Annotated in this window: 15 protein-coding genes; 3 read left to right on the forward strand and 12 right to left on the reverse strand. The window is 70.4% G+C overall.

The window, feature by feature from the left end; genetic code table 11:
• Window positions 1-13: 13 nt before the first annotated feature.
• The gene (locus EOW66_RS10230) at window positions 14-925 is read left to right on the forward strand and encodes a CHAD domain-containing protein (protein WP_164881090.1); all 912 of its coding nucleotides are present in this window, start codon (window positions 14-16) and stop codon (window positions 923-925) included.
• A gap of 37 nt (window positions 926-962) precedes the next feature.
• On the opposite strand, the gene EOW66_RS10235 is transcribed toward EOW66_RS10230, so the two are convergent.
• Entirely contained in the window at window positions 963-2,573 is a 1,611-nt protein-coding gene (locus tag EOW66_RS10235) for a lysine--tRNA ligase (RefSeq protein ID WP_128156400.1), read from the reverse strand.
• Between the two features lie 103 nt (window positions 2,574-2,676).
• Here EOW66_RS10235 and EOW66_RS10240 point away from each other — a divergent pair, with 103 nt between their 5' ends.
• The gene (locus tag EOW66_RS10240) at window positions 2,677-3,099 is read left to right on the forward strand and encodes a tellurite resistance TerB family protein (RefSeq protein ID WP_113900678.1); all 423 of its coding nucleotides are present in this window, start codon (window positions 2,677-2,679) and stop codon (window positions 3,097-3,099) included.
• A 309-nt stretch (window positions 3,100-3,408) separates the two neighbouring features.
• On the opposite strand, the gene dacB is transcribed toward EOW66_RS10240, so the two are convergent.
• From dacB to EOW66_RS10275, 7 genes are all read right to left on the reverse strand, one after another.
• The gene (gene dacB / locus EOW66_RS10245) at window positions 3,409-4,824 is read right to left on the reverse strand and encodes a D-alanyl-D-alanine carboxypeptidase/D-alanyl-D-alanine endopeptidase (protein WP_338054857.1); all 1,416 of its coding nucleotides are present in this window, start codon (window positions 4,822-4,824) and stop codon (window positions 3,409-3,411) included.
• A gap of 89 nt (window positions 4,825-4,913) precedes the next feature.
• Entirely contained in the window at window positions 4,914-5,522 is a 609-nt protein-coding gene (locus EOW66_RS10250) for a nicotinate-nucleotide adenylyltransferase (protein WP_128156272.1), read from the reverse strand.
• Window positions 5,523-5,581: 59 nt separating this feature from the next.
• The gene (locus tag EOW66_RS10255; protein ID WP_239017553.1) at window positions 5,582-6,616 is read right to left on the reverse strand and encodes a GGDEF domain-containing protein; all 1,035 of its coding nucleotides are present in this window, start codon (window positions 6,614-6,616) and stop codon (window positions 5,582-5,584) included.
• Complete coding sequence (locus EOW66_RS10260) at window positions 6,613-7,203, reverse strand: heme NO-binding domain-containing protein (protein ID WP_128156273.1); 591 nt, start codon at window positions 7,201-7,203, stop codon at window positions 6,613-6,615. Before EOW66_RS10260 ends, EOW66_RS10255 begins: the two co-directional genes overlap by 4 nt.
• A gap of 62 nt (window positions 7,204-7,265) precedes the next feature.
• Window positions 7,266-8,990, reverse strand: coding sequence for a DUF4153 domain-containing protein (locus tag EOW66_RS10265; RefSeq protein WP_164881091.1), 1,725 nt, complete (start codon window positions 8,988-8,990; stop codon window positions 7,266-7,268).
• A gap of 79 nt (window positions 8,991-9,069) precedes the next feature.
• Complete coding sequence (locus EOW66_RS10270) at window positions 9,070-9,771, reverse strand: HAD family hydrolase (protein ID WP_128156275.1); 702 nt, start codon at window positions 9,769-9,771, stop codon at window positions 9,070-9,072.
• A 7-nt stretch (window positions 9,772-9,778) separates the two neighbouring features.
• The gene (locus EOW66_RS10275; RefSeq protein WP_164881092.1) at window positions 9,779-10,057 is read right to left on the reverse strand and encodes a DUF3572 domain-containing protein; all 279 of its coding nucleotides are present in this window, start codon (window positions 10,055-10,057) and stop codon (window positions 9,779-9,781) included.
• A 93-nt stretch (window positions 10,058-10,150) separates the two neighbouring features.
• Between EOW66_RS10275 and EOW66_RS10280 the strand changes: the two genes are divergently transcribed.
• Window positions 10,151-11,563 (forward strand): diguanylate cyclase, encoded by a 1,413-nt coding sequence (locus EOW66_RS10280; protein ID WP_128156277.1) that lies wholly within the window; start codon window positions 10,151-10,153, stop codon window positions 11,561-11,563.
• Between the two features lie 36 nt (window positions 11,564-11,599).
• On the opposite strand, the gene EOW66_RS10285 is transcribed toward EOW66_RS10280, so the two are convergent.
• The 4 genes from EOW66_RS10285 to EOW66_RS10300 all read right to left on the reverse strand — a co-directional run bounded on the left by EOW66_RS10285 (window position 11,600) and on the right by EOW66_RS10300 (window position 14,014).
• A complete protein-coding gene (locus EOW66_RS10285; protein ID WP_164881093.1) occupies window positions 11,600-12,145 on the reverse strand; it encodes a periplasmic heavy metal sensor in 546 nt (181 codons plus the stop codon).
• 17 nt (window positions 12,146-12,162) lie between these two features.
• Complete coding sequence (locus EOW66_RS10290; RefSeq protein ID WP_128156279.1) at window positions 12,163-12,552, reverse strand: dihydroorotate dehydrogenase; 390 nt, start codon at window positions 12,550-12,552, stop codon at window positions 12,163-12,165.
• The gene (locus tag EOW66_RS10295; protein ID WP_128156280.1) at window positions 12,539-13,123 is read right to left on the reverse strand and encodes an RNA polymerase sigma factor; all 585 of its coding nucleotides are present in this window, start codon (window positions 13,121-13,123) and stop codon (window positions 12,539-12,541) included. Before EOW66_RS10295 ends, EOW66_RS10290 begins: the two co-directional genes overlap by 14 nt.
• A gap of 93 nt (window positions 13,124-13,216) precedes the next feature.
• A complete protein-coding gene (locus EOW66_RS10300; protein ID WP_128156281.1) occupies window positions 13,217-14,014 on the reverse strand; it encodes an EF-hand domain-containing protein in 798 nt (265 codons plus the stop codon).
• Between the last annotated feature and the right edge of the window lie 79 nt (window positions 14,015-14,093).

Here is a 14,093-nt window from a genome sequence, read left to right on the forward strand (position 1 = left end):
CAAGGAGGCCCAGATGCCGTTCCAGTTCGACCCGAAAGAGCCCCGCATCGCGAAGACGGTGCGCCACATCGCCCGCGACGAGCTGCGCGGCGCTCTCGACAAGCTCGCCACCAGCCCGGGTGAAGGGTCGCTGTTGCACGGGCTGCGCAAGCACATCAAGAAGACCCGCGGGCTGCTGCGCCTGGTCGCGCCGGTGTTCCCCGAATTCCACCGCGAGAACGCCGTGCTGCGCGATGCCGCCGCAGCCATTTCCGAGCTGCGCGATGCCGAGGTGATGCGGCTCTCCCTCACCCGGCTCGGCGCGGCCGAGGATGCGGCCGGGGCGGCGGCGCGGCAGATGCTGGCCGCAGTGGCGCCCGCGCCCGCCACCCCGCCCGCAGCGGCCCTTTCGGCCTTCGGCGCGCGCATTGCCGAGGTGCATGACCGCGCCGCGCATTGGACGTTCGAGAAGAAGGGCTGGGGCGCGCTGGCCCCGGGGCTCGCCGCCACCTTCCACGACGCGCGCCGGCGCATGACCCGCGCCGCACACGACGGCGATGACGAGCATTTCCACGCCTGGCGCTCGCGGGTGAAGCATCACTGGTATCAGGCGCGGCTGCTGCTGCCGATCTGGCCCGAGATGATGACCGCGCATGCCGATATCGCCGACCGGCTGGGCGAGGCGCTCGGCCAGCATCACGACCTTGCGGTTCTGGCCCGCGCGATGCCCGACCACCTCGCGCCCGAAGCCGCAGTGGCGCTCTCGACCCGCATCGAGGACGAGAAGACGCGCCTGGAAACGCTCAGCTTCTTTCTGGGGGAACGGCTTTTCGCCGAGGCGCCCGAGGCGCTCGTCGCCCGCTGGGGGGCGTGGTATGCGCTCTGGCGGCAGGAGGATCACGCCTGCGATCCGGCCCTGCCCGAGGTCGAGGAGGCGGAGGACTGACCGGCCCGCGGCCGGTCCGCCCCCCGCGCGCCCCGGATCAGCCCTTCGCGAGCCCGCCCGCGAGCGCGGTTTCCATGCGGGCGATGGTCTCTTTCACACCGTAAAGCGCGATGAAGCCACCGAAGCGCGGGCCCTGGCTCTGGCCCAGAAGCACCTCGTAAAGCGCGGTGAACCAGTCGCGCAGCGGCTCGAAACCGTGCTCCTTGCCGACGGCGAAGACGATGGTCTGCAGCCCCTCGGCCGGGTCCTCGTCCGGGAAGATCTCGTGCAGCTCCTGCGCCGGCAGCGCCTTCAGCCGGCCGATCAGATCCTCCATCGCCGCGCGCTCCTTATCGGAGGGCAGGCGGAACGCGCGCGTCGGCGCGACGAAGTCCTGGAAGTAGCGCACGGCAAAGCCCGCCGCCGCGTCGAGGTCGGGGTGGCTTTCCGGCGTCGCCTCGGGGGCATAGCGGCGGATGAAGCCCCACAGCGTTTCCTTGTCATGCGCGCCCGAGACCGAGGCGAGGTTGAGCAGCATGGCGAAGGGCACGACCAGCGTCGAGACCGGCGGCTTGCCGCCGTGGATGTGCCACACCGGGTTGTCGATCTGCTTCTCGAGCGGCTGCTCCGGGAAGGCGCGCAGCTGCTGGTGATACTCGTCCACCGCCTTCGGGATCACGTCCCACCACAGCCGCTTCGCGGTCTTCGGCTTTTGGTACATGAAATAGCTCAGGCTCTCGGTCGAGGCATAGGTAAGCCATTCGTCGATCGTCAGCCCGTTGCCCTTCGACTTCGAGATCTTCTCGCCATTCGCGTCGAGGAACAGCTCGTAGGTGAAATGCTCGGGCGCGCGGCCGCCCAGCACCTTGCAGATGTTGTCATAGATCGGCGTGTTGGTGGCGTGGTCCTTGCCGTACATCTCGAAGTCGACGCCAAGCGCTGCCCAGCGCATGCCGAAATCGGGCTTCCACTGCAGCTTGACGTGGCCGCCGGTCACCGGCAGCGTCCATTCCCGCCCGGTCTCGTCGTCGAAGGTCACGGTGCCGGCCTTGGCATCGACATTCTTCATCGGCACGTAGAGCACACGGCCGGTTTCCGGGTGGATCGGCAGGAAGCACGAATAGGTCGAGGCGCGTTCCTCGCGCAGCGACTTCAGCATGATCGCCATGATGTCATCGTATTTCTCGGCGCAGCGCAGCAGCATGTCGTCGAACTTGCCGGTCTTGTAATATTGCGTGGCCGAGGCGAATTCGTATTCGAAGCCGAAGGTGTCGAGGAAGCGGCGCAGCATGGCGTTGTTATGGTCGCCGAAGCTGTCGAACTCGCCGAACGGGTCGGGCACCGCGGTCAGCGGCTTTTGGATGTTCGCCTTCAGCAGATCCTGGTTCGGCACGTTCTCGGGCACCTTGCGCATGCCGTCCATGTCATCCGAGAAGCACAGGAGTTTCGTCGGGATGTCCGAGATGATCTCGAAGGCGCGGCGGATCATCGTGGTGCGCGCGACCTCGCCGAAGGTGCCGATATGCGGCAGGCCCGAGGGGCCATAGCCGGTCTCGAACAGCACATAGCCCTTCTCGGGCGGCGCCTTCTCGTAGCGTTTGAGCACCCGGCGCGCTTCCTCGAAAGGCCAGGCTTTGGAGTTCATCGCAGCGTCGCGCAGGTTGGTCATCGTCATCCTCATCGGGGCGCCCCGTGCGCCCATCCGCGCTTCACCTATTGAACGGGCGCGCCATCGTCAATAATTCATGGCGGAACCCATGAAAGGACAGACCGTGACCGACACCCTCCCCTCGCTTTCCCCGCAGGATGCGCTGATCGCCGTGATGGTCGCCGTTTCGGCCTCGGACGAGACGATCCGCACCGTCGAACTGATCGCGATCGAGCGCATGGTGAACCACATGCCGATCTTCGCCGATTACGACATCGACCGCATCCGCCCGGTGGCGCAGACGGTCTATTCGCTCTTCGAGGAGGAAGAGGGAATCGAGGCGCTCTTCGGCCTCGTCCGTGCGGGCCTGCCCGAGAAACTCTTCGAAACCGCCTATGCGCTTGCCTGCGATGTTGCCGCGGCCGATGGCGTGCTGCGCCAGCCCGAGCTGCGCATGCTCGAGGAGATCCGCGGCGAGCTGTCGATTGACCGGCTGCATGCGGTGGCGATCGAATGGGGCGCGCGGGTGCGCCACCTGACGCTCTGATCCGGACAGCCGGGATCTTTCGTCCCGGCACGGGCGGCCGCTCACGGCTCGCTTGCGCTCTCCGGCTATCCGCATCGAAAACGGACAGCCGGAGAGCCCCATGGCGCAGATCCCCGTCCCCCGCCGCATCGCGGCCCTTGCCCTGATCGCCGCCATGCTGGTGCTGGCGAGACCGCCCATGAGACGGTGCGGGAGGCCCGTCTGGACAGGCGCGGCCGGCTGGCCCACGCGCTCGAGGACCTCACCCGCGATGGCGAGGGGCCGCTGCCGCAGCCCGAGGATGTGATGTGGTTCGACGTGAACCGCAGATCAGCTGCCGTAAAGCGCGCCCCAGCGTTCCAGAAGCGCGCTTTGCAGCACCTTCGAGCGGCTGATCCAGGCCCGCCCGCCCTGCGGCTGTTCGCTTGCCCCGGCGCGGGCGCGCCGCGCCACATCGCCGGTGAAGATCGCAAAGGCAAGCTCGGTGCCGTCCGGCGCGGTCATGTAGCCGGTCAGCGTCGAGACGAAGTTCAGCGTGCCGGTCTTCGCATCGACCCGCAGCGCCTGCCCCTGCTGCACCTTGCCCCCCGCGTCACGCAGCGCGAAGGGCTTCATCAGCCCGCGCAGCCCCGCCTTCGGGCCCAGGAGCGTCACCGCCCGCACCATCTCCATCGCCGAGATCCTTGTGTCGGCGCCAAGCCCGGAATGATCGACAAAGCGCGCCCGTCCGCCGCCCAGCCGGGCATGCAGCCACTCGCTCATCGCCGCGCCCGAGGCGCCGCGGCCGGCCGGCGCGCCGCGCGCGACACTCGTCGTCATCCCCACCGCCTCGGCGGTGACGTTGGTCGAATGCTTCATCATCGCGCGCAAGATCACCGGCAGCGGGTCCGAGGCCTGCTCGACCAGCACCGTGCCGCCCGGCAGCATCGCGACCGGCTTCGGCGCCGGCAGCGGCACGCCCTGGGCGCGGGCGAGCGTCTGGAACACGTCGCCCGCATAGGCCACCGGGTCGCGCACCGGCAGCCAGCGGCTGCCCGCCTTGCCAAGGCTGCCCGTGGCCACCGTCCAGTGTTCCTTGCCGCCCTGCCGCGCATAGGTGAAGAGCGGCGCCGCCCGGCTCGAGAGCCCGACATCGGCACTGTAGACCCGCGGCACGTTGCGCGCGCCGCGCGCATCCATCGTCAGCGCATAGCCGCCCGCGGCCCGCTTCCATTCGAAATAGACCCGGTTGTAATTCAGGATCAGCCCGGAAATCCCGGGGTTGTAGCCCACCTGCACCGGCTGGTCGTCGGCGATCTGCTCGGCAGAAGGGATCGCGCCGCCCCAGACGAGAAAGCGCCCGGTGACACCGCGCACCCCGGCCGCCGCAAGCCGCGCCGCCATCTCGGCCAGCGCATCGGTCTCGAGCGTCGGATCGCCACCGCCGGCCAGCACCAGATCGCCCTGGATCTTGCCGCCGGCAATCGGCCCGGTCGCGATCAGCCGGGTGCGGAAGCGGTAGTCCGGCCCGAGCGTCTCGAGCGCATAAAGCGAGGTGATCGTCTTCGCGGTCGAGGCAGGCGGCATGCCGCGATCGGCGCCGCGCTGTTCCAGCACCAGCCCGCTGCGCGCATCGACAACGACATAGCTGACCTCGCCGCCGAGCTGCGCCGCCGCGATCAGATCTTCGGCCGAGCCCGGGCGCAGCGCTGTGCCCTGGCCAAACGCCGGCCCGCCACACAGGCCAAGCGCCGCCAGGCCCGTCATCGCTTCCCGTCGTGAAATCTTCATCCTGCACCCGCCGTGATCGGGACTGTCGGCGGCATACTGCCCCCCGCGGCGCGCGGCTGCAAGGCTCAGTCCCGCCCGCGCCACGCCCCCTGCGCGCGGATCGCCGAGGACGACAGATCCGACATCGGCATCTGCAGGAAGCACCAGGCGGGCGGCGCGGCGAAGGGCAGCAGCCGGGCCTCGGCCTCGGGCAGCCGCATCGGCGCATACAGGCGGGCGGCGCGGGCATGGCGCACCACGAACCGCGCGCCGGGCCGCGCCAGCACGCCCACCGGCATCAGCCCGAGGATGGCGCGCCAGTTGTCCCAGCGGTCGAACTGCAGCAGGTTGTCCGCCCCCATCAGCCAGACGAAATGCACGCCCGGATACAGCGCCGTAACCCGGCGCAGGGTCTGTGCGGTGTAGCGGGTGCCGAGCCGGGCCTCGAGATCGGTGATGTCGACGCGCGGGTCGGGCATCACCCGCCGCGCCTTGGCCATCCGCTGCGCGATCGGGGCCGGCCCGCGGGCCTTCAGCGGGTTGCCGGGGCTGACCAGCCACCACACCCGGTCGAGGCCGAAGCGGCGCAGTGCCTCGCGGGTGATATGCGCATGGCCTTCGTGGGCCGGATCGAAGGATCCGCCCAGGATGCCGATTCGCATCCCCGGTGACGCAATGGGAAAGCCCTGTCTCATGCAGCCCCCCTACCCGATCGCGGCCTGCAATGGGAAGCGGAATGTGACAGTTGGATGGCTCAGGCCACCGCCCCCGCGGCATGGATCGCGCAGCGCCCCCGCCCGCTGCGTTTCGCCTCGTAGAGCGCCGCGTCGGCATCGGCGAGCATCCGGTCCACCTCGGGCTCCGGGTAGTCGCGCGAGAAGGCGATGCCGATCGAGGCCGAGATCCGGCAGGGCGTGCCGTCGACGAGACAGGGTTCCTCGAGCCGCGCGATCATCCGCCGGCCGAGGGTCTGCAGCCCGGCGCGGTCGATCGCGCCGCGCAGCAGCAGCACGAATTCGTCGCCGCCGGCACGCGCCACCACATCGCCGCGCCGCACCTCCTGGGCCAGGATCGCCGAGGCCCAGTTCAGCACCTGATCGCCCGCGGCATGGCCCATGTGGTCGTTGACCTGCTTGAAATGGTCGAGATCGACCAGCACCAGGGCGAAGGGCGCACCGCCATGCGCCTGCGCCCGCACCGCCTTCTGCAGTGCCGCATCGAAGGCGCGCCGGTTCGCCAGCCCGGTGAGCGGGTCGGTCAGCGCCTGCCGTTCGGCGGCGCGCCGCGCCTCCTCGAGCCGGCCGTTCAGCGCCCGCAGCTCATCCATCACCGCGGCCTTCGCCTCGCGCAGATAGAGCAGTTCGATCGCTAGGTCAGAGGTGGCGAAATCGCCCTCGGTCAGGCCGAATTCGCGCACTGCATCGGCCAGATGGATGCCGAAGGTGAGGTTCAGGAGCATCCCCTCTGCCCCTTCCGGCCCGACCTCGACCGCGGTGCCGCGCAGGCCGATCTCGGGATGGGAGAGCAGCATCAGGATCAGCTTGCGCCCGCCCGGATGCGCCTCGTCCTGCTCGTGCCGCCGCGCCCGCGCCCGGCGCAGATGGAAATGCGTCTCGAAGGCGGTGCCGACCACCGGGCCGGGGCCGAGAATCTTCATCAGCGTGGGGCCGGCCGCGCAGATCACCCCGTGCCGGTCGAGCCACAGGAACATCGGCATCAGCTCGCCAAGCGCCGCCGGGCTCAGCCCGCCCTGCAACACGGCCTTGCAGGGGGAAAGACTGCTGTTCATGCCACCGCCTCGGCCGAGGGCAGCGCCAGATCGAAACGGCGGCCGCTGGCATAGGCCGCCTCGAGCAGCATCACCTGCACCCGTTCGAGCCGGCCGCAGGGCGGCACCGCCTCGATCAGCACCAGCGCGCCGTAATCATCCGCCATCGCGCGCAAGAGCCCCGCCATCACCGCGCCCCAGCCGGCGATCGGGCCCCGCACCTCGATCACGAAGCGCCCCCCGCTTTCCGAACGCAGCGACAGCTCGGGCAGTTCGAGGTCGGGCAGCGCCATCAGCCCGCGCCCCTGCAACTCGTCGAGCGAGAACAGGAACTCCCAGTAGTCCGAGCCGCCGAAACGCAGCAGCCGGCGCAACGGCTCGACCGTGGTCAGAAAGGCGCCGACATCCTCGAGCAGCGCCGCGCGCGGCTTGTCGAGCGTGCGCGCGGCGATGTCGATCAGCTCTTCGGTGAGGCGGTCCTCATAGCGCAACATCGCCTCGAAGCCCTCGGGTCCGACCCCGAGGGCATGCGCCACCCGCGACCACAGCGCGGGTCCGTAGTTTTCCACCAGGAACGCCTGCAAGGCTTTGTTGATCAGACCGTACATGATCCCTCCGTTCGGGAGGAACCATAGCCCGGCAGCCTTAACAAAATCCCAATCGGCGCGGCCTAGGGCAGGACCGTCAGCTGCTGGCTGCCAAGCGGCAGCGCCCGCAATTCGGTGGCAACCGGCGCCCCGCCCGCAGCGTAAAGCGAATCGATCATCGCCGCCCCGTCTGGAGGCACCCCGTCGCCGAGCCAGACCGCGCGCGCGGATCTCCAGCTTTCGCCCGTCTCGTGCAGTGCCAGAACCCCGTCGAGACGCAGCAAAAGCGCCTCGCGCCCGGGCCGGGCCGGCACGAAATCGTCGATCACCAGCACGCACCCCGGATGCCCGGCGGGCGTGCGCGTGGCGCAGCCCGCCGCCCAGTCATCGGCACCAAGGCGGGCGATCTCGTTCAGCAGCGCGGTCGGCATCGTCTCGCCCGCGGGCAGCACGGTGATCGCGTCGCGCAGCGCCACCGCACGGCCGGCGACGTCGGGCCGGGCATAGCGCTCGAAGTCCCAGCGATTCTCCGCCCGGTCGAGCTGTGCAAGCCAGTCGGCCAGCAGCTCCTGCCCCGGCTCGGCCGCCTGCGCGCGCAGGCTTGCGAGCGCGCGCTGCCCGGGCAGGCCCCAATCATGCGACATCTCCCACAGCGGCAACTGCTCGACCGCAATCTTGCCCTCGGCAAAACGGCCGAGCTGCGCCCGCGCCGAGATTGCCTCGGGCGAGATCAGCGGCGTCAGCCACAGCACGGCAAGCGCCAGCGTGGCCAGTGCCATCGCGACATTGGCGCGCCGGATCCGGCGCATCCAGCCGCGCCCGCTCAGCACCGCCCCCGCATAGCACAGCGCATAGCCCGCGATCACCGCGGCAAGCGCCGCGCCGGTCACCCGCACCGGCGTCCAGCCGTATTCCCGAACGCGCAGCACCAGCCCCCAGATCACCAGCACCGCAAGCACCGAAAGCAACAGCGCGAGCCCGCGCCCGGCCCAGGCCAGCAGCGGGCCGTGCACCGCCTCCTCGTCATCCTGATCGACGGCGATGGTGACGAGCGAGATCGAGGCGAGCGCGGTCGAGATCAGGATCCCCACCACCGAGAACTGCCCGAAGAGATGGGCAAGCCCGCGCAGCGGCAGCACCGCGACGAAGACGATCTCGACCAGCAGCACCAGCGGCAACAGCAGCCGCAGCAGGCGCAGCAGCAGATAGGGCGAGACCATGTCCGACATCTCGGTGACCACGGCCAGCGCCAGCCCCAGCACCGCGCCCGACAGGATCCACACCACCGGCGCGCGGCCCAGAAGCACCGAGAGCGCGTCGATGCCGACAAGATCGAGAAGGGCCGCAAGCAGCCACAGCACCAGCCAGACCACGGCGACGAAAAGCCAGGCCCCGGCATAGCGCACGACGATGTTCCAGCTTTCGAGGAACAGCACCCGGTAATTTGACCAGCCGGCGCGCCCGCCAAGGCCGATGGCGATTGCGAAGGGCACCGGCAGGAGCCCGGCCACCGCCAGCGCGACCGGCACATGGCTGCTGTCGAGCATCTGCCCGACATCGGTGAAGCCCAGCGATTTCAGCGCCGAAAGCCCGGCAAGCGGCACCGCGATCACCGCCGCCGACAACAGGGCGCGGCGCAGGCCGAGCTCGCCCAGCATGGCAAGCGCGCCACCGAAGAAGCTCAGCGAGAGCACCGCGACAGCCAGGAACGCGCGGCTCTGGCGCAGCTCGAGCGGCAGGTCGGAGAGCAGCCAGAAGGCCAGCCCCGCCAGCGTTCCGAGAAGGATGAAGTGCACGCGCCTGACCATGAAGTCCTCCCTGTCGCCGCGCCCGCGGCATCCGGCGGAGACTAGCCCCGCCCGCGGCCGAAGGCCAGAGTGGCGGGTCTCAGGGCGCGCCGGCGTCGAGCCAGTCGGGCAGCTCGGCAATGCTGTCCAGCACGACATCGGCCGCCCCGGCCAGATCGGCGCGCGTCGCCGGCCCGCTCAGCACCGCCACCGCGCGCATTCCCGCCGCCCGCGCCGCGGCCATGTCGTGCAGGCTGTCGCCCACCATCGCCACACTCGCCGGGGCAAGCGCGAAGGCCGTGGCAAAGGCAAGGAGCGGCCCCGCCCCGGGCTTGGCGCCATGACCGCTGTCATAGCCCGCGACATAGTCGAAGAACGCGCCGACCCCGGCCTTTTGCAGATGCACCCGCGCCGAGGCCTCGGCATCGTTCGTCGCCACCCCAAGCCGCATCCCGCGGGCCTTCAGCCCACCCAGACAAAGCGGCAGATCCGCCGCCGGCACCTGCGGCGCGCGCTGCGCGCCAAGGTCGAGCGTGGCGACAAGACTTTGCAGATCGTGGCGCGGCAACAGCGGCAGCATCAGCTCGGCCACCTCGGCCACGGTGCCCGCGATCACCGGCGAGGCGCGCTCGAACCGCGCGGCCCGCAGGTCGAAGCCGATCGCCGCGGCAAGCCGGCCGGCAAGCGCCGGATCGCCCTCGGCCAGCTCGAAGGCCACGCCCTGCGCCCAGGCGCCCCAGGTCGCCTCGAAATCGAAGAGGGTTCCGTCCTTGTCGAACAGCAGTCCGGTGATCGTGCCCATCATGCCCTCAGGTCCAGTGCATCCCGCCGCGCCCGCCCAGCACCGCGCGTGCCAGGCCGATCTCCTGCGGCGCCACGCCCAGCGCCGCGGCGCAGTCGAGCACCCAGTCGTCACGTTGCGACAGGAAGTCAAGCACCGCACACAGGAAGGCCGGATCGGCGGCGGCGGCGCGCACCTGCGCCACATCCGCCCCGGAAGATGCGAGAAAAGCGTCGAAAAGTTCGTCCTGGGCGGCGAGCCAGCCGAGCGACCGAATCCCCGTGACCTGTGCTGCGTCGTGCTGCATGATGAATCGATCCATCCCTTGAAAAGGGTTTGTTAACCTTTTTGTCCGAAATCAGGCAGACAGTCGAGCATAGCTGAAGGAGCGCACGGGGCCATGGCAGGACGCATCCTGATCGTGGACGATGTAGCGACCAACCGGATCGTTCTCAAGGTGAAGCTCTCCGCAGCGCGCTACGAGACGATGCAGGCCGGTTCGGGCGCCGAGGCTTTGCGCCTTGTCGGTCAATACGCGCCCGATCTGATCTTGCTCGACGTGCAGCTGCCGGACATGAGCGGGCTCGAGGTGCTGAGGCGGCTGAAGGCCGACCCGGCCACCGCCGCGATCCCGGTGCTGATGATCACCGCCTTCCCCGACCCGCGCACCCGCCTCGAGGCGCTGCGGGCCGGCGCCGCCGACCACCTGATGAAACCGCTCGACGAGCAGCTCCTGCTCGCCCGGCTGCGCAGCCTGCTGCGCCTGCGCGAGACCGAGCAGGAACTGACGCTGCGCGAGCGCACCTTCCGCGATCTCGGCTTCGCCGAGGGTCCCGCCCTCTTCGAGACCCGCTCCCGCATCGCCCTGATCGGCTGCACCCGGGACGAGGCGCGCAACTGGAAGCGCTGTCTTGCGCATCATCTGGGCACCGCCAGCGCCGTGGTGGTGGCGCGCGAAGATGCGCTCGGCAATGGCGCCGTGGCACAGGGCTATGACGCCTATGTGATCTCGGCCGATCTCGGTCGCCCGGGCGACGGGCTGCGACTGATGTCGGAGTTGCGCTCCCGCGCCCGCTCGCGCGATGCGGTGATCTGCATCGCGCTGCCCGAAGGCGCCAGCGACAGCGCAGCAATGGCGCTCGACCTTGGCGCCGCGGACCTTCTGCCCGAAGTGATGGGGGCCCCCTTCGCCGCGCAGGAGGCGGCCCTGCGGCTGGACCGCGCGCTTGCCCGCAAGCACCGGCACGAACGGCTGCGCGACCACCTGACCGACGGGCTGCGGCTGGCGATGACCGATCCGCTGACCGGGCTGCACAACCGCCGCTACGCGATGTCGCAGCTGGCGCGGCTGGCCGAACGGGCGCGCAGCACCGGCCGGCCCTTCGCGGTGATGGCGCTCGACCTCGACCGCTTCAAGTCGGTGAACGACACCTGGGGCCATGCGGCGGGGGATGCGGTTCTGGTCGAGGTGGCGCAGCGGCTGCGCGCCCAGCTGCGCCAGGTCGACCTGCTCGCCCGCATCGGCGGCGAGGAATTTCTGGTGGCGCTGCCCGAAACCGGGCCGGAGGCGGCACAGGCTTCGGCCGAACGGCTGTGCCAGGCGATTTCCGAGGCGCCGATCGAGCTGCCCGAGGGCGAGACCGAGCCGCGCGCGATCCAGATCACCGCCTCGATCGGCCTGGCGCTGTGCGATCCGCTTGCCGACAGCGCGCCCGTCGAGGCGCTGATCGCCCGCGCCGACCGGGCGCTGCTCGGCTCGAAGGCCGGCGGGCGCAACCAGGTGCGCGTCTTCCGCCACGATGCTGCGGCCTGAGAGGCCCGGACCGCGGCCGCTGCCCGGCCGCCGCGCTCACTCCTCCGGAGGCGGCGGCGGCGGCATCTGCCGGCCGTCCCCCGGCGGGCCGATGCGGCGATCCATCCGCTCGGTGCGCTCGCGCAGCCGTTCGGCATAGGCGCGACGGTCCGCGGGCGTCATTGTCTCGAGCCGGTCGAGCATCACCTGCTCGCCGAGCTCCATCCGCCGCAGCGTGCGCGCCCGCATCCCGGCAAGCGCGTCGCGCACCGCCGCCTCGTCCCAGGGATCGGCACTCAGCGCCGCAATCAGCCGGTCCATGTCGGCGCGAAAGGCCTTGCGCATGGAGCCGAAATCGGTCCCCGAACGCTCGGCCGCGCGGCGCATCGCGTCACGATCCTCGCGCGAGAAGGCATCGCCCAGCGGGCCGAGGGTGACGTCGCCCACCGGCGGCCGCGGCGGGTGCCGCTCGGTGGCCAGAAAGCCGCCGACGACAACCCCGGCCACCAGCAGGTTCAGCGTGACCGAGAGGATGAAGACCGCCTTGACCCAGCCCTTCATCGCCGGCTTCTGGCCGCCCACAGAGGTATTCGCTTCCGTCATCGTGCCCTCCTCGCCCTTCATTCCGCCGCCAGGGCAAGGATATCGCCATCGGCAAGCAGCGCGCTCGCCGTCGCGGTCTCGGTCGTCGTCGCATAGCCCGCGACCTGGGCGACCGTGTCCGAGCCCGCAAAGCCGATCCAGACGCCTGCCACCGCCGCCGTCGCCATGCCGCCGATCCCGCCCCAGCCCCCGAGCAGCGCAAGCAGCATGCCCAGCCCGCCGGGCCGCACGCCACGCCGCACCGCGGGCTGCACCGGTGCGGCGCAAAAGCCCGCCTGCACCCCCTCGGCCTGTGCGAGAATCCGGCCCAGGAACACCGCCGACGGCTCGGGCGCGCTCTGCCGCGCCTCGGCGAAGAAGAGATCCAGCGCCGTGTCATCGTCCTTGCGCATCTCAGTCATGGCCATACCCCAGTTCCTCTCGCCGGCCGGCCAGGATCGCCGCCAGCGCCCGCTTTCCACGGGCCGTCAAGCTTTCTACGGCCTCCACGCCGATTTCCATCGCTGCCGAGATCTCGGGATTCGACAGCCCTTCGAGATGGCGCAGCACCACCGCCTGGCGCTGTCGCGCCGGCAGCTGCGCCAGCGCCGCCTCGAGCGCCGCCGCGCGATCCCCGTCGATCATCTGCTCGACCGCCGAAGCGGCGCAGTCGGGCAGCTCGGGCGCCTCGTCGAGGCCGATGCCCCTGCGCCGGCGCAGCCGGTCGGTCGCCAGATTCGTCACCACCCGGTAAAGCCAGGTCGTAACCTTCGCCTCGCCCGTCCGCCACTCGGGGGCAATCTTCCAAAGCCGCAGCAGGGCTTCCTGCGCCAGATCCTCGGCCTCGGCCCGGTCGCCCAGCATCCGCTGCGCGACCCGGAAGGCCAGCGGGCCCATCCGCAACGTCAACAGGCGCGCAGCCGCCCGGTCCCCATTGCCATAGAGGACCAGCAAGGTCTCGTCCGAGACATCATCCAGCGCGTCGAGTGCCATGTTCATGCTTCCCCACGCCTAGCGTGAAACCATGACCTGCGCAATTTCCGTCAGGCCTCCGGCCCCGGGTCAGCCCCGGGGCCGGGGATTTCGTGCCGCTCAGTTGTCCTGCTGCGGCATCCAGCGCGGGCCGCTGCCGTCGCGCGGGCCGTTCTGCCCGCCCATCATGCCGCCCCGGCCACCCCAGTCGCCGCGACCGCCGCGCAGGTCGCAATCATAGCCGCCGCGGCCCATGCGCTCGCCCCGCAGCCCGATCCGGCCCTGCCCCGGCTGCATCATCGGCCGCGCCGCCGCAAGCTCGTCGTCGCTCAGCACGCCGTCGTTATTGGCATCGAAACGCTCGAACATCCGGCTGGGTGCCGGCGGCATCGCCAGTTCCGCGGCCGAGAGCATGCCATCGCCATCGGTGTCGAGCGCCTCGATCCGCGCCTTCACCCGGGCCTCGACGCGGGTCTGGATCCGGCGCATCTCGCCCGCCACCAGCTCGTCGGCGCTGAGCTTGCCGTCGCCGTTCGCATCGAGCGCCGCGGCCTCGGCCTTGCGGCCCGCCTGGATCTCGTCGAGGCTGATCTTGCCGTCGCCGTTCGCGTCGAACCGCTTCAGGTCGATGCGCGGCCAGGCCCCGCCCAGCGGCGCGTCATCGGCCATCATCGGCCCGCCCTGCCCGCCCGGACCATAGCCCTGCCCCATCATCGGGCCCTGACCGGGGCCGCCATTGCCCATCATCGGGCCATTGCCGTTGCCCGGCCCCATCGGACCCTGCCCGACCGGGCCGGTGCCGTCCTGCACCCGGGCCTGCGGCGTGGGCGATTGCTGCGCCATGACCGGCACCGCGGCACCAAGCGCCACACCGGCGAGAAGCCCGGCCAGGATCGTCGTCTTGAACATCGGTTTCATCTCTCTCTCCTGCTTTCGCACGCGACCCTCTCTCCCGGCCGCCGATACCAGACAAACGCCGCAGCCCCGCGGTTCCGTC

It is taken from the genome of Paenirhodobacter huangdaonensis, assembly GCF_004022465.1.
Taxonomy (GTDB): Bacteria; Pseudomonadota; Alphaproteobacteria; order Rhodobacterales; family Rhodobacteraceae; genus Rhodobacter; species Rhodobacter huangdaonensis.

What these genes read in the sequence shown, in the direction of transcription:
- EOW66_RS10230 (WP_164881090.1), top strand. Translation starts at nt 14, where the DNA reads ATGCCGTTCCAGTTCGACCCGAAAGAGCCCCGCATCGCGAAGACGGTG.
- EOW66_RS10235 (WP_128156400.1), bottom strand. Translation starts at nt 2,573, where the DNA reads ATGACCAACCTGCGCGACGCTGCGATGAACTCCAAAGCCTGGCCTTTC.
- EOW66_RS10265 (WP_164881091.1), bottom strand. Translation starts at nt 8,990, where the DNA reads ATGGTCAGGCGCGTGCACTTCATCCTTCTCGGAACGCTGGCGGGGCTG.
- EOW66_RS10280 (WP_128156277.1), top strand. Translation starts at nt 10,151, where the DNA reads ATGGCAGGACGCATCCTGATCGTGGACGATGTAGCGACCAACCGGATC.
- EOW66_RS10295 (WP_128156280.1), bottom strand. Translation starts at nt 13,123, where the DNA reads ATGAACATGGCACTCGACGCGCTGGATGATGTCTCGGACGAGACCTTG.
- EOW66_RS10270 (WP_128156275.1), bottom strand. Translation starts at nt 9,771, where the DNA reads ATGGGCACGATCACCGGACTGCTGTTCGACAAGGACGGAACCCTCTTC.
- EOW66_RS10275 (WP_164881092.1), bottom strand. Translation starts at nt 10,057, where the DNA reads ATGCAGCACGACGCAGCACAGGTCACGGGGATTCGGTCGCTCGGCTGG.
- EOW66_RS10285 (WP_164881093.1), bottom strand. Translation starts at nt 12,145, where the DNA reads ATGACGGAAGCGAATACCTCTGTGGGCGGCCAGAAGCCGGCGATGAAG.
- EOW66_RS10255 (WP_239017553.1), bottom strand. Translation starts at nt 6,616, where the DNA reads ATGAACAGCAGTCTTTCCCCCTGCAAGGCCGTGTTGCAGGGCGGGCTG.
- dacB (WP_338054857.1), bottom strand. Translation starts at nt 4,824, where the DNA reads ATGACGGGCCTGGCGGCGCTTGGCCTGTGTGGCGGGCCGGCGTTTGGC.
- EOW66_RS10300 (WP_128156281.1), bottom strand. Translation starts at nt 14,014, where the DNA reads ATGAAACCGATGTTCAAGACGACGATCCTGGCCGGGCTTCTCGCCGGT.
- EOW66_RS10250 (WP_128156272.1), bottom strand. Translation starts at nt 5,522, where the DNA reads ATGAGACAGGGCTTTCCCATTGCGTCACCGGGGATGCGAATCGGCATC.
- EOW66_RS10290 (WP_128156279.1), bottom strand. Translation starts at nt 12,552, where the DNA reads ATGGCCATGACTGAGATGCGCAAGGACGATGACACGGCGCTGGATCTC.
- EOW66_RS10260 (WP_128156273.1), bottom strand. Translation starts at nt 7,203, where the DNA reads ATGTACGGTCTGATCAACAAAGCCTTGCAGGCGTTCCTGGTGGAAAAC.